We start from the raw sequence: 15,826 nt of genomic DNA, 5'->3' as shown, positions 1-15,826 counted from the left end.
GGGCACGCGAGCGCCCGGCCGTATGAGCGCCCAGCCGTATGAGCGCCCGGCCGCATGAGTGCCGCCGTCTCACGGCAGCAGCCGCTGCTCCTTCGCCACCGCCACCGCGCCCGCCCGCGTGTCGACGCCCAGCTTGTCGTAGATGCGGCCCAGGTGGGTCTTCACCGTGGCCTCGCTGATGAACAGGGCGCGGGCGATCTCGCGGTTGCCGAGGCCCCGGGAGAGCTGGCCGAGGATGTCGCGCTCGCGGTCGGTGAGGGTGGGGCGCGGGGCGCGCATGCGGGCCATGACGCGGGAGGCGACCGGCGGTGAGAGCGCGGTGCGGCCCTGGGCGGCCGCCTGGATCGCGGAGAACAGTTCCTCGGGGCGCTCCGCCTTGAGCAGATAGCCCGTGGCGCCCGCCTCGATCGCCCGCGTGATGTCCGCGTCCGTGTCGTAGGTCGTCAGAACCAGGACGTGGGGCGGGGCGTCGGGGGCTGGTGACGCGATGCGGCGCGTCGCCTCCACGCCGTCGATGCCCTCGCCCAGTTGCAGGTCCATCAGGACGACGTCCGGCGTCAGCTTGGCGGCCAGGGCGACCGCCTCCTCGCCCGTGCCCGCCTCGCCGACCACCTCGATGTCCGGCGCGCTGCCGAGCAGGGCGAGCAGGCCCGCGCGTACGACGACGTGGTCGTCGCAGACCAGCAGGCGGACGGGGCGCGAGGGGTTCATGACGGGGACTCCAGCGGGATCGATACGGAAAGGACGGTGCCCTCGCCCGGCGCCGACTCGATGGTCAGCGTGCCGCCGAGCTGGCCCGCCCGCGCACGGATCGCGGGCAGGCCGTGGCCTCGTACGCCGGTCGCTGGTTCCTCCGCCGCCGGGGGCGTGAAGCCGCGGCCGTCGTCCGCCACGTCCAGGACCACCTGGTCGCCCAGGAGGGTCAGGGTCAGCGCCGCCGTGGCCGCGTCCGCGTGCTCCCGTACGTTGGCCAGCGCGCCCTGTGCGATGCGCAGCAGCGCCGAGGCGACCCGGTCGGGCAGCGGCACCGGTGCGCCCTCGGCGTGGAAGCGGACGGTCAGGCCCGCGTCCGACTCCCGTTCCGCGAGCGCCCGCAGGGCCTGCGCGAGGCCGCCGCCGTTCGCGAGGTCGGCGGGTGCCAGGTCGTGCACGAAGCGGCGGGCCTCGGCGAGGCCGCGTTCGGTGATCGACTCGGCGGTACGGACGTGGGTGCGGGCCCTTGCCGGGTCCGTGTCCCAGAGGCGGTCGGCCGCCTGGAGCAGCATCTGCTGGCTCGACAGGCCCTGGGCGAGGGTGTCGTGGATCTCCATGGAGAGGCGCTGGCGTTCGGCGAGGGTGCCTTCGCGGCGTTCGGTGGCGGCCAGTTCGCGGCGGGTGCGGATGAGGTCGTCGATGAGGTCGCGCTGACGGGCCGCCTGGCGCTGCATGTAGAGGAAGACGGCGCTCGCCACCGCCGCCCACGCGGGCGGCGCGAACAGCAGGTTCGGGTCGAAGTGGCCCGCGAGCTGCAACTGCGCGGTGACCACGAAGGCGGTCAGGACGGCCACCAGGAGCAGGGCGGCGCGGGCCGGCAGGGTGCGGAGCCCGGTGTAGAAGAGCGGCACCGCGCACCATGCGAAGCTCGGCGCGAGGACGACGAGGACGCCCCAGGTGGCCACGACGAGGAACAGCCAGGCCAGGCGGTGCGGGGTGGACCGGGTGCCGAGCGCGGGGCCGGACACGTAGAGCAGCGCGAGGCAGACCAAGAGGGCGATGATCCACGGGGTGCGGGGTTCGCCGGGGTGCCGCAGCAGGAAGCGGACCAGCGAGGAGCCGAGGAGCAGGAAGAACGCTGTGTGCATGACGGCCGCGAGCCAGTGGGCGTCGGGGTCGGGCACCCGCGTGTCCGGGGCCGGCGCGTGCTGTGCCACTGCGGGGCCTCCCTCTCGTACGGCGTGACGCCCTCGGTGAACTGGGCAAACACCCTCATTGTGACCCGGCGGGGCCACGCGGGGGTCAACCGATCGGCTGACCCCGGTGTCGGCCGAGCCGCGCGCGGCTCCCAGCCGGTACGTCGAGGGGTGCGGCCCGGAATCGGCCCGAGGATCGATGGCAGAGGAAGAGAGCACCTTCCCGAGAGCACCTTTTCGAGAACACCTGCCCGAGCACACCTTCCCGAGCACACCTTCCTTCCGGCCGCGAGAAAACCTTCCTTCCGGCCGCACCACCCGAACTCAGCCCCCCAAGGAGCCCCCGATGAAGAACCTCTCCCGCCGCACCCGCGCCCGCGTCCTCACCGGTGCCGTCGCCACCCTCGGCGCCGGTACCTTCGGTGCCGTCTCCGCGAGCGCCGGTACCCCGGACGCCGCCGCCAAGGCCGCCGTCACCGCCGACGCGGGCGACAAGCACCTGACGCGCAGCACGCACCTCACCGTCGCCGCCGCCACGAAGGCCGCGCAGGCCACCCTGGACGCGGCGAAGAAGGAGAACCAGCGCGTCTCCGTCGCCGTCGTCGACCGCAACGGCAACACCGTCGTCACGCTGCGCGGCGACGGCGCGGGCCCGCAGTCGTACGAGTCCGCCGAGAAGAAGGCCTACACCGCCGTCTCCTGGAACGCTCCCACCTCCGAGCTGGCCAAGCGCCTGGAGCAGGCCCCGAATTTGAAGGACATCCCCGGCACGCTGTTCCTCGCCGGCGGTGCCCCGGTGACCGCCAAGGGCGCGCCCGTCGCGGGCATCGGCGTCGCGGGGGCCCCGAGCGGCGACCTGGACGAGAAGTTCGCGAAGGCGGGCGTGGCGGCGCTCGGCCGCTGACTCGGAGAGGGGCGCCACCCCAAGCCCGAACAATTGCCGCATAAGATCACCGGCGTGGACCTGCGATCTCCGGCCGTCCGAGCCGCCACCCTGCCCCGTACCGTCGCCTGCGCGCTCGCCCTGCTCGCCACCGTGAGCGGCTGCGGCGGCGCGGGCGTGGACGGCACCCCGGGCGCGGACGGCGTGCGCGACCCGTACTTCCCCAAGCTGGGCAACGGCGGCTACGACGTCACGCACTACGGCCTGACCCTCGGCTACGACCCCGAGGCGCGGCACCTCACCGGCACCGCGGAGATCACCGCCCGCGCCGCCAAGAACCTCAGCTCCTTCAACCTCGACCTCAAGGGCCTCGACGTCTCGGCGATCACCGTCGAGGGCAAGGCGGCCCGGTTCCAGCGGGCGGGCCACGAGCTGAGGGTCCGCCCGGCCGACGAACTCGACCGCGGCGAGACGTTCGTGGCGAGCGTCCGCTACTCCGGCTCCCCGGAGACCATCACCGACGCGGACGACTCCGAGGAGGGCTGGCTCAAGACGGCGGACGGCGCGCTCGCGCTCGGCCAGCCGACCGGCTCCATGGCGTGGTTCCCGGGCAACCACCACCCGAGCGACAAGGCCTCGTACGACATAGAGGTCACCGTCCCCAAGGGGCTGAAGGCCGTCTCCAACGGCGAGTTGACGCGCGAGTCGACCAAGAACGGCCGCACCACCTTCGCCTGGCACAGCGCCGAACCCATGGCGAGCTATCTGGCGACCGTCGCCATCGGGAAGTACGAGATGGAGACGTCGGCGACGGAGGACGGGCTGCCGGTCATCACGGCCGTCGACCCGTCCCAGGCGAAGGCGAGCAAGAAGATCCTCGCGAAGCTTCCGGACGTCCTGGAGTGGGCGGAGTACAACTTCGGCCCCTACCCCTTCTCGTCGGCCGGCGCGATCGTCGACCGGGAGGGGGACGCGGGGTACGCCCTGGAGACCCAGACCCGGCCCGTCTTCCCCGGTCCCCCCGACACCGCGCTCCTCGTCCACGAACTGGCCCACCAGTGGTTCGGCGACTCCGTCACGCCCAAGTCCTGGCGGGACATGTGGCTCAACGAGGGCTTCGCGACGTACGCGGAGTGGCTGTACGCGGAGGACAACGGCGGTGACAGCGCGCAGGAGACGTTCGACGCGCTGTACGAGGGTGACCTCTACGCCGACAAGGAGGACAACGAGGCGGTCTGGGCCTTCCCGCCCGCCAAGCCCACCGACGCCGCGCACATCTCGGAGGCGCCGGTCTACGAGCGCGGCGCGATGGTCATCCACAAGATCCGCCAGGCGGTGGGCGACGACGCGTTCTACGACATCGTGCAGGGCTGGGCGAAGACGTACCGGCACAAGAACGCGGACACCAGGGACTTCACCGAGTACGTCGAGGAGCACGCGGGCGGCGACGAGGCGCGCGAGAAGGTGAGCCGGATCTGGGGGGACTGGCTCTACGGGGACGGCAGGCCGGACCGCCCCTGAACGGCCTCGCTAGAGCGGCTTGCGCAGGACCGCGCACGGGCGGTGGCGTGCGCGGTCCTCGCGGTGGCCGATGACGAGATAGCCGAGCGCGGTCCAAAAGCGCAGCGCCTTCGGGTTGTTCTCCAGGACCGCGAGGCGCACGGCGTCCCGGCCCGCCTCCCGGAACCGTTCCTCGACGAGGGCCGCCACCCGCCGCCCCACGCCCGTGCGGTGCAGCTCCGCGGCGACGACGAGCAGCCCGAGCCACGGGTCGGGATCGGTGGGGTCGGGGTGGCGGGCGAGGGTGACGGCGACCGCGACGAGCCGCCCCTCGGAGCGGGCGAGCAGGACCTCCGCGTCCGGATGGGCCAGCTCGTCCGCGAGGGCCTTGGCGACCTGCTCGACGCGGATGTCGTCGGGGTCGGGGAAGTCCCCGCTGAGCGCGAAGAAGTCACGGTTCGCCGCGTACAGCGCGGTCACCTCGGTGAGGAGGTGACCGGGCAGCGCGCCCCCGACGGCGACGAGCGGTTCCAGGATCATGCGGGGCAGGCTAACCGGCCCGGTCGGCTCCGGTGGGCCCGCCGAACCTCGCGCTAAGCGGCCTTGCCGGCCCGGCCGGGCTTGCGGAGGTCGCGCCACTCGGAGATCAGGGTCCATATCCAGGCGCCGGCCGCGCCCACGTAGCAGGCGACCCAGCCCGAGAAGTGGCCCGTTTCGAGGGTCTCGTCGACGGCGAGGACGGTGAATACCACGGCGGCCGCCGCCGTGCGGTACAGCTTGTGGCGGGCGATCCGCTGCTGCTTGCGGGGTCCTTCGGCGAGCCGCATGGCGTACACCTCGACGTCGCCGAAGGTGTCCTCGGCGCGCTCGCGGTCCGCTCCGAAGAGATGCTGCCGGGCCTCGCGCACATGGCCGCGCGCCTCGGCGGCCGGCATGGCGTGCCGCCCCCGCAGCAGCCCTTCGAGCCGGGCGAGCCACTGCTCGTCGTCGGCGTGCGGGCGCGGTGCGAACCAGCGGTCGAGGGCGGCGTCCGGGAACGCGTAGGCCGCGACGGTCCACGCGGCGCAGCCCGCCATCAGCACCGGCACGGGCACCTCGAACAACCGCTCCCCGGGGGTGTTGGTGGCGACGGCGATCCCGCCCGCGAACGCGCAGGCGGCCCCCGTGAGGAAGCCCCACATGCCCCGGATCCGTCCGGCGGCGCGGGCGACGAAGGCGAGGGTGCCGAGCGAGACGACGGCCACGACCGTGGTCCATCCCGCGACCGAGGCCCAGCTGCCGCTCGCCCACAGCCCGTCCTCGAACCAGTGCATGACGCACAGGCAGAACCCGATGAACCCGAGCGTCCCGAGGGAGGCGCAGACGCGCTCACCGGGTGTCAGGCCGTGCGAGTCGACCTTGGCCCGGTCCTTCTCGCTGATGCGCTCGGCGGCGACGGTACGCGCGTACGCCTCGGGCTCGCCGAGGACCTCCGGGGCGGGCAGCCCCGCCTCGCGCACGATCTGGTGGGCCTCGGCGAGCACCTCGTCGGCGAGGCCGGCGGGCGCGTCGTGGTCGAGCAGGAGCCGTACGTGGACGGTGTCGGCCCACTCCTCGTCCTCCTCGCGGGCCCAGACGAGGTCAGCCGCCCGCGTCATGGGTGTCCCGGGTGTGTTGCCCACTGTCGTCCCCCTTGCCGAGGAGCGAGGCGACGGTCCGGGTGAAGTCACCCCACGCGGCCTGGTCACGCCGCAGCCTCGCCCGCCCCTCCTCGGTGATCCGGTAGTACTTCCGCCCGGGACCGCCCTCTCCCGCACCCCACTCGATCTCGACGGCGCTCTCCTCTTCGAGGCGCGTCAGGGCGGGGTAGAGCGTCGCGGCCTTGACCCCTTCGAGCCCCGCGTCGGCGAGGCGGCCGAGCAGGGCGTAGCCGTAGCTCTTCTCCTCGCCGTCGAGGATGCCGAGGAGGCACACGGGCAGCGCGGCGCGGGTCCACGCGGTGTGGGCGTCGGTCACGGGTGCCTCCCGGTTCGGGCCACTCTTCAGGTCCAGGGACTATTGCGGGATTCATACTAGTGGTGCTTCCGGTCAGGCGTTGACGTCTGCGCTCCGGCTCGGTTTCCCGTTCCTGCAACTCCGCGCCCTTGTCTCTCTTGACGAGCCCTCGGAATGATCGAACAGGAGCCTGACCGCTAGGAAGGGGAGACCGGGGAAGTCACCATGCTTGCGACGTCATGCGACAAGAAGGACTGCCCCACCATCTACAAGACCGACCGGGGCACGATCCTCGTACAGGGCGAGACACCCGCAGACCACGGTCTGACGATCCCTGCCCACGAGACTCGCGTGGAGATCCCCATGGACCTCATCAATAAGGCGTTTGGTGGCCGGCTTGGCTAGGAGTCTGGGGAACCTCTTCGACGCCTTCGACGCTGAGGCGTTCCGGCTGGAGACCCTGGACGACTACAGCCAGTCGGGCAGCGTGGACGCGTACGGCCTGTTCCGCGACGGCCAGAAGAAGCCCCCCGACTACAACGCCGATTGGCTCGAAGAGGTCAAGGCCCACGTGGACGCCGGACGGCGCATGTACCGCGTCCACATCCTGACGCGGCCCCTGACCCCGTATCTACGCTTCGAACTCGGGTGGGGCTACGTCACCAACGCCACGGCCGGAGAGGAGTTCTTCATCCTTGACCTGACCGACCGGCCCAATCCACTGCCTGGCGTTGGGGACTTCTGGCTGTTCGACTCAGTCACGGCCGCTCCCATGCACTACAGCCATGACGGGAAGTTCCTCGGTGCTGATGTACTCCCCGATGACCGAGGACCTGAATACGTCACCTACCGGGACACGGCACTCGCGAACGCGGTGCCCTTCGTGGACTGGTGGGCAAGACACGGGGAGTGAACCGTTCGGAGTTGGGCGCAGCGCTGCGAGTCCTACGGCAAGCCTCTGGCAAGGAGGCCAAGGCTGTGGCTCGCAGTGCCGTCATGTCTGCCAGCAAGCTCAGCAAGATCGAGACGGGGAAGCTCGCCCCGAGCGCAGATGACGTAGACCGCATCCTCACCGCCATCGGTGTCTCGGACGGCGTCAAGGCGGAGTACATGGAGGCTGCGCGGGCCGTGGCCACAGAAGCCACAGCGTGGCGTCTGATCCAGCGTGCGGGACTCCACAAGGCCCAGAAGCAGCTACAGGCCGTAGAGGCCCGTATGAGCCTTCTCAGACTCTTCCAACCGGCTCTGATGCCAGGGCTGCTCCAGACCCCGGAGTACATGCGAGCCATCCTGTCGCGCCACGACGACCTCACAGAGGACACGGTCCGGCGCACCATCAGTGCCCGTCTGGAGCGGCAACAGGTGCTGTACGACACGAGCAAGACGCTGCGATTCGTGATCACGGAGCCGGTGCTTCGGTGGCTGATCGTGCCGCCGCTCGTCATGGCCGGGCAGATGGACCGGATGATCACCCTGTCCCGGCTGCCCAACGTCGACATCGGGGTCGTACCCCTGGCGGGGCCCAAGCATGACATTCCCAACCACGCTTTCGTCATCAGGGACGACCGGGCCGTGTCGGTAGAGACGGTGCACGCCGACGTAGTGGTTACCGACCCGAAGGACGTTGCCCTATACGTAGCCAAGTTCGATGGGTTCACCGAAAGCTCGCTCTCTGGCGACGAGCTGAAAGGGTTCCTCGAAGGGGTCCGGGACGACCTCTTGCAGCAACGGGAAACGGGCTAGAGGTCCCTCGTCGGTAGTCCGAGGATGTAGCCATGCCGACCGTGGCTGACGAAGGACGGTCGGCGTGTGGCAGACACAGAAATGGTCCTGCTTCCCCCGTCACTGACTTCACAGGAAGGCACACCCATGCCTGAAACCGACCTGTACAGCCTGCCTCTCGACGGAGCTACGTTCTTCAAGGCGTGCGGAGGCAACACGCATCCGGACGGCGAGTCGTGCGCGACGCTCGCGAAGATCGGCCCGGGCGCATGGGCGCTGGGCGACGACAAGCGCCCCGACCTGGCCCCGCTGCGCTTCACCACGGCCGAACTGGACGCGGCCGGTATCGACCCAGCGCGCTTCGGCCTGTCGGCCTGACGGCCGCTCGCGACAGTTGCACCACCACGGCTACCTATGGACCGGCGACAAGAAGCGGTTCGACAAGGAGGGCCACAGACGGTCCTCTGGCGCCTCGCCACCCCCACCGTCGAGGGAGGACGACCCAGAAGGGCACAAGCTCAACCAGCGGTACAAGGAAGCCGTTGTGGAGTTCCGCACCGGCGACCTCCCCCCGATGGAAACGGCCCTCTGGTTGATGAAACCCGGGCGCCTCGTTCGCGGCACCTGGGAGGAGCCGAAGGAAGCGGCGGAATGGCTCGGGCAACGACTGGCGGAGTACGCGCCCCGGTTCGCCTCCGAGTCGGACCGCGACAGTACGCGACTGGCACTACTGGTTCACTGCGCTGCCGAACGGCTCGGTTGGGGCGGAGATGTATCCCACGGCTTCTACCTGGAGAGGCCCGCGTTTCTGTCCGTAGCTCTGGTGACGTGCTCCCCGAACCGTGCCGCACCGGACCTTGCCTGCCCGACCGTCCGCCCCTGATGAGGGGAGCGCTCCACCGCTGGCTCGGGCACAAATCGATCCGCGTCACCGCCGACACGTACCCGCACATGAAGAAGACCCCCCGAGGGTCAGTCGGGGGGTCTTCGTGCTGACCTGCGTTTACCCAGGTCAGGGGCGTGAATCTAGACGTTGACGCCGAAGTCCTGGGCGATGCCGACCAGGCCCGAGGCGTAGCCCTGGCCGACCGCGCGGAACTTCCACTCCGCGCCGTTGCGGTACAGCTCGCCGAAGACCATGGCGGTCTCGGTGGCGGCGTCCTCGGAGAGGTCGTAACGCGCGATCTCGGTGCCACCGGCCTGGTTGATGATGCGGATGAAGGCGTTCCGCACCTGGCCGAAGTTCTGCGAGCGGTTCTCGGCGTCGTAGATCGAGACCGGGAAAACGATCTTCTCGATGTCGGCCGGCAGACCCGCGAGGTTGACGTTGATCTGCTCGTCGTCGCCCTCGCCCTGGCCCGTGACGTTGTCGCCGGTGTGGACGATGGTCTGGTCCGGCGTCGCCTTGTTGTTGAAGAAGACGAAGTGCTGGTCGGAGAAGACCTTGCCCTGGGTGTTCACCGCGATGGCGGAGGCGTCCAGGTCGAAGTCGGTACCGGTGGTGGTGCGGACGTCCCAGCCGAGCCCCACGGTGACGGCGGTCAGGCCCGGAGCCTCCTTGGTGAGCGAGACGTTGCCACCCTTGGACAGGCTTACTGCCATTGTTGGGAGTCCCTTCCCTCGTTTACGACGCACCGCGTGTGAGCCGGTGCGTACGGGCTTCGTTCTGGGGACGAAGCTACCTTCACTCGTACCAACGCCGACCGAGGTCCCCAAGGTTCCGCATGGCTTTACTTTCTTTACGTTGCCGGGGAAAAGGGCGTGACGTGAGCCCGACAGGCGCGGGACCATGGGGGACATGTCCGGTCCCTATGTCATCCGCGGTTCCGTCTCCCTGCCCGAGGCCGAGCTGATGTGGCGCTTCTCGCGGTCGTCCGGGCCGGGTGGGCAGCACGTCAACACCAGCGACTCCCAGGTGGAGCTGCGCTTCGACCTCGCGAACACCGGCGCGCTGCCCGAGGTGTGGAAGACGCGGGCCCTGGAGCGGCTCGGGTCCCGGCTCGTCGACGGTGTGCTCAGCGTGCGGGCCAGCGAGCACCGTTCGCAGTGGCGCAACAGGGAGATGGCCGCCACCCGGCTGGCCGCCCTGCTCGCCGAGGCCACCGCCCCGCCGCCGAAGCCGCGTCGCGCCACCAGGATCCCTCGCGGGATCAATGAGCGCAGGCTGCGGAACAAGAAGCAGCGGAGTGAGACCAAGCGGGGGCGCTCCGGGCAGGGCTGGGCCTGAGTGTCCCCTCGGGGCGCTCATTACTAGCCCAGCTGGCGGTAGCGGCCCCGGAAGTACAGGAGTGGGCCCCCCTCCGCGCTGGGCAGCGACGCAGTCAGCACGCGGCCGATCACCAGCGTGTGGTCGCCCGCCGTCACCGTCTGCTCCGTACGGCACTCCAGCGTCGACAGCGCGCCGCCGATCAGCGGGGCGCCGGACTCCGCGCCCCGCGTGTACGGGATGTCCTCGAAGAGCAGCCTGTCGCTGATCCGGCCCTTCATCGCGAAGCGGCCCGCGATGTGGCGCTGGCTCTCGGAGAGCACCGACACCGCCCACATCGGCTGCTCGGCGAGCAGGTCGTCCATCCGGGAGCCCTCGCGCAGGCTCACCATGACCAGGGGCGGATCCAGCGAGACGGAGAGGAAGGCCGTGGCCGTCATGCCCACGTCCTCGCCCGCCGGGGCGTTCGCGTCGTCGGGGTCCAGGCCCGCCTCGCGCGCCGTCACCAGGACCACGCCCGCCGCAAGACGGGACATCGCCGCGCGGAACTCGTCGTTGCTCACCCCGTCAGCATGCCCATCCGAAGAGGGCGGACGGGGGGAAGGCGGGGCCGGGAGAGTCTTCAGTACGTGAGCCACGGTGTTGACGCTAGCCCGCGCGCCCCCTCCGCGGCATCGGGCCCTGGGCCGAGAACGGTCCTAGGACCCGTGGCCGATGGCGCCCGAAGGTAAAGAACTCCGCAAGGTGGCACGCGGTGCCCCCGAATGCGGTGGACTAGGCCAAGGGACTGGACCAACGACGGTGCCTCACCTGTGACTTGAGTCACAGGACCCATATTTTGTTGACCCTGTGTACCGAGTGGGCAGCTCGCTGTGATTCAGTGACGGTGGCAATAAGACACTGAGGGCACAAGGGCACAGAAGTACAGAAGTGCCGGTGCCGGAGGCACTGAAAGAACACTGCGGGCGCTGCGCATTCCTGGAGTTGCTGTCGAGGTCTCGGGGAGAACGAGCATGGAGACCGAGTCGGAGCCGTACGTCCGTCTTGCGACCCTGCGGCAGCTGCACCAGGTGGTGGCGGAGCTGAACACGGCCCGGAGCCTGGCGGACACGCTGCAGACCGTCGCCGACGGCGTCGTCAACGGCCTTGGCTACGAGCTGGCGTGCGTCAATCTCGTGCGCCCGGACGGCGACCTCGTCGTCGCCGCCTTCGCGGGCAACTCCTCCGCCGAGGCCCTCATCACCGGACGCGTCGGCTCCCGCGACGCCTGGGACCGCCGCCTCGCGATGGGCGAGGCATGGGGTGCCCTGCGCTTCATCTCGTACGCCGAGGGCTGGGTCCTCGACGACGACGACGTCCCGCAGTGGTACACCGAGGGCCCCGAGCCCCGCTTCGAGGACGAGTGGCACCCCGCCGACCGCCTCTTCGCCCCCATGTACGCGACCGGGGCCGCAGGCGGCGAACTGCTCGGCGTGATCTCCGTGGACCGCCCCCGCAACGGCCGCAGACCCGGCGCCTGGGGCCGCGAAGCCCTCCAGATGTACGCCTTCCAGGCCGCCATCGCGATCAGCAACGCCCGGTTGCGCGCCAACATGCAGCGCGCCCTGGTCCGCCTGGAGCGCGAGCAGCAGGCGCTGCGGGCCAGCGAGGAGTCCTTCCGGCAGGCCTTCGAGTACGCGCCGTCCGGCATGGCCATCGCCGAGATGGGCGGCGACCAGCACGGCCGGATCCTGCGCACGAACGACGCGCTCTGCCGGCTGCTCGGGCGCCCCGCATCCGCCATGCGTCGCTACTCCTTCTCCGACCTCGTCCACCCCGAGGACATCGGCACGCTTCTGCGCACCTCCGCCGAGGGCGGGCGGGCCGAGCTGCGGCTCGCGCGGCGCGACGGGACGTACGTATGGGTGTCGCTGCGCAACTCCGTGGTCGCCGACGCCGCCGACGGGCCCCGCTTCCTGCTCACGCACGTCGAGGACATCGAGGAGCGCAAGCGCCGCGAGCTCCAGCTCGCCCACCGGGCCTCGCACGACTCCCTCACCGGACTGCCGAACTCCGCCGAGCTGCGGGCCCGGCTCAGCGCGCGCCTGTGCCGCAGGCCGCACGCGGGCAGGCCCAGCGCCGTGGACTCCCTCGACGCCGCCTACGAACACGGCTTCGACTTCGGGCACGCCTCGCTCCAGCAGGAGGAGGGCTTCGACCACCACGTCCACACCGTCGCGCCCGAGGGGCGTGACGGGGACGTGGACGACGGCACGAAGGGGCTCGCGGTCCTCTTCTGCGACCTCGACGGCTTCAAGTCCATCAACGACCGGTTCGGCCACCACACCGGCGACGCCGTCCTCATCGAGGTCGCGAGGCGCCTCACCAGCGGCGTACGGGACGGGGACACGGTGGCCCGGCTCGGCGGCGACGAGTTCGTCGTCCTCGCCGACGGCCTCGGCCGCGCCGACGCCCAGGACCTCGCGGTCCGGCTGCGGAACGCGATCATCCCGCCGATCCGCGTCGACGGCAGGGCGGTCCGCGTGGGGGCCAGTTTCGGCATCGGCTGGGCGCACTGCGGGATGTCGGCGGACGAAGTGTTGCACTCCGCCGACCAGCGGATGTACGTGGAGAAACGGTCCCGTGCCAAGCAGCAGCGGCGGGCGGGCTGACGGTCTCGATGAGGTCAACGCCACCTCTTGGGCTCACTCGGACCGGGTAGGCTCCCCGCGTCAGCGACGTGAGGGAGTGACCTGGGAATGACGCCCGGCAATAACGGCGAGAACACGCCGAGCGCGCCGCAGGGCGACGACGATCCGTTCGGCTACCTGTACGAGGACGGACAGGCGGCCGGGGCGACCCCGCCGGGCGGTGGCGGCGGCTACGGCTACCCGGGTCCCCGGTCCTACAACCAGGTGAGAGCGGTCGGCGACCGGCGCCCCTCGTACGGACAGGCCCAGGCCACGCAGCCGTACGGCCAGCAGGTCCCGCAGCAGCAGGCCCAGCAGCCCTACGGCCGGCCGAACCCGCACTACACCGCGCCCGAGGCGCAGCCCGGCGGCGCGCCCGTCGCCTCGCCGCAGTACGCACCGGCGGGCGGTGGCCGGGGCCGGGGCCCCAACACCAAGGGCCTGCTGATCGCCGCGATCGCGGTGGTGGCCGTCGTCGCCATCGGCATCGGCGCCGCCATGCTGTTCGGCCGCGACGACGACAAGGGCGGCGACACGGAGGCGGCCGCCAAGCCGTCGCGGGCCGAGTCCGTCAAGCCCAGCGAGAAGCCGTCGAAGAAGCCCGCCAAGGAGAAGGACAAGCTGCCCGAGACGGACGCGAAGGCGCTGAAGCTGGAGGGCGGCACGACGACGGCCTCCGACATCGCCGGCGCCAAGGCCGCGGGCGGCGTCTACGTGTCGGGCTTCGACAAGGTCGGCGCCCAGGTGACGTGGACCGTCGACGGCATCCCGAAGGCCGGCTCGTACAGCCTGCGCGTGAACTACGGCGTGCCCGGCAAGGACTCCAACGCCACGATCCTCGTCAACGGCGACAAGCAGACCCGGCCCCTGAGCATGAAGAACTTCGCCCACGCCAAGGAAGGCGACTGGGAGAACGGCTGGACCAACACCTGGGCGGTGGTCCAGCTCACCAAGGGCACCAACACCATCACGCTCTCCTGCGACCAGAGCAATCTATGCGGGTCGACCGGGGCGAACATCGACCAGATGTGGCTCGTGGAGGGCGTCAAGGGCTAGCCCTTCAGCACTCCCGGGGCTACGTCAGCAGGCCCAGGAACCCCGCCACCGTCCCGGCCATCGCCTCGCGAGCCGGGGCGAGGTATTTCCGGGGGTCGACGCCCTGTTCGTGCGCCGCGAGGTAGGCGCGGACCTCGCCTGTGAACGCCGTGTTGAGCGCCGTACCGACGTTGATCTTCACCATGCCGGAGGCGATCGCGCGGCGGATCTCCTCGTCCGGTACGCCACTTGAGCCGTGCAGGACCAGGGGTGCGGGAACGGCCGACGCCAGGGACGCGATCAACTCGTGGTCCAGGGTGGCCGTGCGTTCCGTCATCGCGTGGGAGGAGCCGACAGCCACCGCGAGGGCGTCCACGCCGGTGTCCCTGACGTACGCGGCGGCCTCCGCCGGGTCGGTGCGTACGCCCGGCGCGTGCGCGTCCAGCGGGGGCTCGCCCTCCTTGCCGCCGACCTCGCCCAGCTCCGCCTCGACCCAGATGCCGCGCTCGTGGCCCCAGCGCACGGCCTCCGCCGTCGCCTTCACGTTCTCGCCGTAACTCAGCTTCGACGCGTCGAACATGACCGAGCTGAAGCCCGCCGGGTGCGCGGCCCGCAGCAGTTCGGCGTCCGTCACGTGGTCCAGGTGGAGGGCGAGGGAGGCCGAGGAGGCGCGGGCCACGGCCGCCGTCGCCGCCGCGATCGCGGAGAGGCCGCCGCCGTGGAACTTCACCGCGTTCTCGGAGATCTGGAGGATCGCCGGGGACCCGGCGCGCTCGGCGCCCAGCGCGATCGCCTCGGCGTGCTCCAGCGTGATGACGTTGAACGCGGCGACGCCATGGCCCGCCGCACGCGCCCGCGCGACGAGTTCCCCGGTGCTGACGAGTGGCACGTGCTCCCCAATTCCCCGGGGCGCTGCGCCCCGTTGTGCGGTGCGGATCCGGCTCGGTCGGGCGTTAAGTACTGGCGGGTACGGCGTCGGTCACCGCGACCCGCGCCAACAGGTCCTCGTATGTCGTCGGGTCGAACTCGCCCGCCACCGGCGCCGCCACGGTCGCCGCCGACAGGGCGACCGCGCGGGCGAGCCGCTCCGGCCACGGCAGGCCCTCGGCGAGCCCGGACAGCAGCCCCGCGACCGCCGAGTCGCCGGCGCCGGTCGGATTGCCGCGTACGCGCTTCGGGGGCCGCGCCCGCCAGCCGCCGTCCGGGGTGAGCGCGAGCAGGCCGTCCGCGCCGAGCGAGGCGACCACCGCGTGCGCGCCCCTGCGGCGGGCGTCGCGGGTGGCCCGCTCGGGCTCGTGGGAGCCGGTCAGCTCGGCGAGTTCGTCCGCGTTGGGCTTGACGATGTCGGGGCGGGCGGCCACGCCCCGGCGCAGCGGCTCCCCGCTGGTGTCGAGCAGGACCGGGACACGGGCGGCGCGCGCGGCACGTATGAGGAGGGCGTACGCGCCCACGGGCACCCCGGGGGGCAGGCTGCCGCAGAGCGCGATCGCCGTGGTGCCCTCGTGGCGCGCCAACTGCTCGTAGGAGTCGAGGAAGGCGGCCCACTCGGCGGGGGTCACGGTGGGGCCCGGTTCGTTGAGCTGGGTGGTGTCGCCGGTCGCCGCGTCGACCACGGCGAGGGTGCGGCGGGTGGCGCCCGCGACCGGGACGAGCGCGTCCGTGAGGCGGGGCTCGGTGGCCAGCCGCTCGCGCAGGGCGCGTCCGGTGTCGCCGCCCGCGAAGCCGGTGACGGTCACGGCGTGGCCGAGGGCGGCGAGGACACGGGCGACGTTCACGCCCTTGCCGCCGGGGCGTTCGGTCACCTCGGTGACGCGGTGCGAGGTGTGCGGGGTGAGGGCGGGGACGCGGTAGGTGAGGTCGAGTGCGGTGTTCAGCGTGACGGTGAGGATCACTCGTACCCACCCCCGAAGTGCCGCGCTCCATTTCTGGCTCTGATCATGCCAAACAG

At 71.2% G+C, this 15,826-nt stretch carries 19 protein-coding genes; 10 read left to right on the top strand and 9 right to left on the bottom strand.

Annotated features, from left to right (window positions below):
- Nucleotides 1-69: 69 nt before the first annotated feature.
- Both CP975_RS15925 and CP975_RS15920 read right to left on the bottom strand, forming a co-directional pair.
- Complete coding sequence (locus tag CP975_RS15925) at nt 70-711, bottom strand: response regulator (protein ID WP_055531128.1); 642 nt, start codon at nt 709-711, stop codon at nt 70-72.
- A complete protein-coding gene (locus CP975_RS15920) occupies nt 708-1,841 on the bottom strand; it encodes a sensor histidine kinase (protein WP_150477906.1) in 1,134 nt (377 codons plus the stop codon). The genes CP975_RS15925 and CP975_RS15920 overlap by 4 nt, the downstream gene beginning before the upstream one ends.
- 394 nt (nt 1,842-2,235) lie before the next feature.
- On the opposite strand from CP975_RS15920, the gene CP975_RS15915 reads away from it, so the two are divergent.
- Both CP975_RS15915 and CP975_RS15910 read left to right on the top strand, forming a co-directional pair.
- A complete protein-coding gene (locus tag CP975_RS15915) occupies nt 2,236-2,793 on the top strand; it encodes a GlcG/HbpS family heme-binding protein (protein ID WP_055531125.1) in 558 nt (185 codons plus the stop codon).
- A 54-nt stretch (nt 2,794-2,847) separates the two neighbouring features.
- Entirely contained in the window at nt 2,848-4,293 is a 1,446-nt protein-coding gene (locus CP975_RS15910) for a M1 family metallopeptidase (RefSeq protein WP_425474252.1), read from the top strand.
- 9 nt (nt 4,294-4,302) lie between these two features.
- On the opposite strand, the gene CP975_RS15905 is transcribed toward CP975_RS15910, so the two are convergent.
- The 3 genes from CP975_RS15905 to CP975_RS15895 are packed head-to-tail and all read right to left on the bottom strand — an operon-like array spanning nt 4,303 to nt 6,267.
- Entirely contained in the window at nt 4,303-4,812 is a 510-nt protein-coding gene (locus CP975_RS15905) for a GNAT family N-acetyltransferase (protein WP_055531123.1), read from the bottom strand.
- Between the two features lie 53 nt (nt 4,813-4,865).
- A complete protein-coding gene (locus CP975_RS15900; RefSeq protein ID WP_055531120.1) occupies nt 4,866-5,909 on the bottom strand; it encodes a hypothetical protein in 1,044 nt (347 codons plus the stop codon).
- Nucleotides 5,893-6,267, bottom strand: a complete 375-nt coding sequence (locus CP975_RS15895) for a PadR family transcriptional regulator (protein WP_055531118.1) — start codon at nt 6,265-6,267, stop codon at nt 5,893-5,895. Before CP975_RS15895 ends, CP975_RS15900 begins: the two co-directional genes overlap by 17 nt.
- 204 nt (nt 6,268-6,471) lie before the next feature.
- Between CP975_RS15895 and CP975_RS35785 the strand changes: the two genes are divergently transcribed.
- The 5 genes from CP975_RS35785 (at nt 6,472) to CP975_RS35780 (ending at nt 8,851) form a co-directional block, all read left to right on the top strand.
- Complete coding sequence (locus CP975_RS35785; RefSeq protein WP_055531116.1) at nt 6,472-6,651, top strand: hypothetical protein; 180 nt, start codon at nt 6,472-6,474, stop codon at nt 6,649-6,651.
- The gene (locus CP975_RS15885) at nt 6,635-7,159 is read left to right on the top strand and encodes a DUF6879 family protein (RefSeq protein WP_055531114.1); all 525 of its coding nucleotides are present in this window, start codon (nt 6,635-6,637) and stop codon (nt 7,157-7,159) included. Before CP975_RS35785 ends, CP975_RS15885 begins: the two co-directional genes overlap by 17 nt.
- Entirely contained in the window at nt 7,156-7,989 is an 834-nt protein-coding gene (locus CP975_RS15880; RefSeq protein ID WP_150477028.1) for a helix-turn-helix domain-containing protein, read from the top strand. Before CP975_RS15885 ends, CP975_RS15880 begins: the two co-directional genes overlap by 4 nt.
- Nucleotides 7,990-8,115: 126 nt before the next feature.
- Nucleotides 8,116-8,346 (top strand): hypothetical protein, encoded by a 231-nt coding sequence (locus CP975_RS15875; RefSeq protein WP_055531112.1) that lies wholly within the window; start codon nt 8,116-8,118, stop codon nt 8,344-8,346.
- 16 nt (nt 8,347-8,362) lie between these two features.
- Nucleotides 8,363-8,851, top strand: a complete 489-nt coding sequence (locus CP975_RS35780; protein WP_055531110.1) for a hypothetical protein — start codon at nt 8,363-8,365, stop codon at nt 8,849-8,851.
- A gap of 143 nt (nt 8,852-8,994) precedes the next feature.
- Here CP975_RS35780 and CP975_RS15865 read toward each other — a convergent pair whose 3' ends face one another.
- The gene (locus CP975_RS15865; protein ID WP_030791572.1) at nt 8,995-9,570 is read right to left on the bottom strand and encodes a TerD family protein; all 576 of its coding nucleotides are present in this window, start codon (nt 9,568-9,570) and stop codon (nt 8,995-8,997) included.
- Between the two features lie 187 nt (nt 9,571-9,757).
- On the opposite strand from CP975_RS15865, the gene arfB reads away from it, so the two are divergent.
- On the top strand, nt 9,758-10,195 hold the full coding sequence (arfB, locus tag CP975_RS15860) for an alternative ribosome rescue aminoacyl-tRNA hydrolase ArfB (protein WP_055531108.1): 438 nt from the start codon (nt 9,758-9,760) through the stop codon (nt 10,193-10,195).
- A gap of 23 nt (nt 10,196-10,218) precedes the next feature.
- Here arfB and CP975_RS15855 read toward each other — a convergent pair whose 3' ends face one another.
- Nucleotides 10,219-10,710: a flavin reductase family protein gene (locus CP975_RS15855; protein ID WP_150477905.1), complete on the bottom strand. Its 492-nt coding sequence runs from the start codon at nt 10,708-10,710 to the stop codon at nt 10,219-10,221.
- Between the two features lie 477 nt (nt 10,711-11,187).
- On the opposite strand from CP975_RS15855, the gene cdgB reads away from it, so the two are divergent.
- On the top strand, nt 11,188-12,825 hold the full coding sequence (cdgB, locus tag CP975_RS15850; RefSeq protein WP_055531104.1) for a diguanylate cyclase CdgB: 1,638 nt from the start codon (nt 11,188-11,190) through the stop codon (nt 12,823-12,825).
- Between the two features lie 87 nt (nt 12,826-12,912).
- Nucleotides 12,913-13,899, top strand: a complete 987-nt coding sequence (locus tag CP975_RS15845; RefSeq protein WP_055531102.1) for a carbohydrate-binding protein — start codon at nt 12,913-12,915, stop codon at nt 13,897-13,899.
- 19 nt (nt 13,900-13,918) lie between these two features.
- Here the strand turns inward: CP975_RS15845 and CP975_RS15840 are convergent, their stop codons facing one another.
- Nucleotides 13,919-14,767: a class II fructose-bisphosphate aldolase gene (locus CP975_RS15840; protein ID WP_055531100.1), complete on the bottom strand. Its 849-nt coding sequence runs from the start codon at nt 14,765-14,767 to the stop codon at nt 13,919-13,921.
- Between the two features lie 64 nt (nt 14,768-14,831).
- On the bottom strand, nt 14,832-15,770 hold the full coding sequence (locus CP975_RS15835; RefSeq protein ID WP_055531098.1) for a 1-phosphofructokinase family hexose kinase: 939 nt from the start codon (nt 15,768-15,770) through the stop codon (nt 14,832-14,834).
- Between the last annotated feature and the right edge of the window lie 56 nt (nt 15,771-15,826).

The organism is Streptomyces alboniger (assembly GCF_008704395.1).
Lineage (GTDB): Bacteria > Actinomycetota > Actinomycetes > Streptomycetales > Streptomycetaceae > Streptomyces > Streptomyces alboniger.
This window is presented reverse-complemented; position numbering and strand designations above follow the sequence as displayed.

What these genes read in the sequence shown, in the direction of transcription:
- CP975_RS15855 (WP_150477905.1), bottom strand. Translation starts at nt 10,710, where the DNA reads ATGTCCCGTCTTGCGGCGGGCGTGGTCCTGGTGACGGCGCGCGAGGCG.
- CP975_RS15845 (WP_055531102.1), top strand. Translation starts at nt 12,913, where the DNA reads ATGACGCCCGGCAATAACGGCGAGAACACGCCGAGCGCGCCGCAGGGC.
- CP975_RS15865 (WP_030791572.1), bottom strand. Translation starts at nt 9,570, where the DNA reads ATGGCAGTAAGCCTGTCCAAGGGTGGCAACGTCTCGCTCACCAAGGAG.
- cdgB (WP_055531104.1), top strand. Translation starts at nt 11,188, where the DNA reads ATGGAGACCGAGTCGGAGCCGTACGTCCGTCTTGCGACCCTGCGGCAG.
- CP975_RS15905 (WP_055531123.1), bottom strand. Translation starts at nt 4,812, where the DNA reads ATGATCCTGGAACCGCTCGTCGCCGTCGGGGGCGCGCTGCCCGGTCAC.
- arfB (WP_055531108.1), top strand. Translation starts at nt 9,758, where the DNA reads ATGGGGGACATGTCCGGTCCCTATGTCATCCGCGGTTCCGTCTCCCTG.
- CP975_RS15915 (WP_055531125.1), top strand. Translation starts at nt 2,236, where the DNA reads ATGAAGAACCTCTCCCGCCGCACCCGCGCCCGCGTCCTCACCGGTGCC.
- CP975_RS15875 (WP_055531112.1), top strand. Translation starts at nt 8,116, where the DNA reads ATGCCTGAAACCGACCTGTACAGCCTGCCTCTCGACGGAGCTACGTTC.
- CP975_RS15920 (WP_150477906.1), bottom strand. Translation starts at nt 1,841, where the DNA reads ATGCACACAGCGTTCTTCCTGCTCCTCGGCTCCTCGCTGGTCCGCTTC.
- CP975_RS15925 (WP_055531128.1), bottom strand. Translation starts at nt 711, where the DNA reads ATGAACCCCTCGCGCCCCGTCCGCCTGCTGGTCTGCGACGACCACGTC.
- CP975_RS35785 (WP_055531116.1), top strand. Translation starts at nt 6,472, where the DNA reads ATGCTTGCGACGTCATGCGACAAGAAGGACTGCCCCACCATCTACAAG.
- CP975_RS15900 (WP_055531120.1), bottom strand. Translation starts at nt 5,909, where the DNA reads ATGACGCGGGCGGCTGACCTCGTCTGGGCCCGCGAGGAGGACGAGGAG.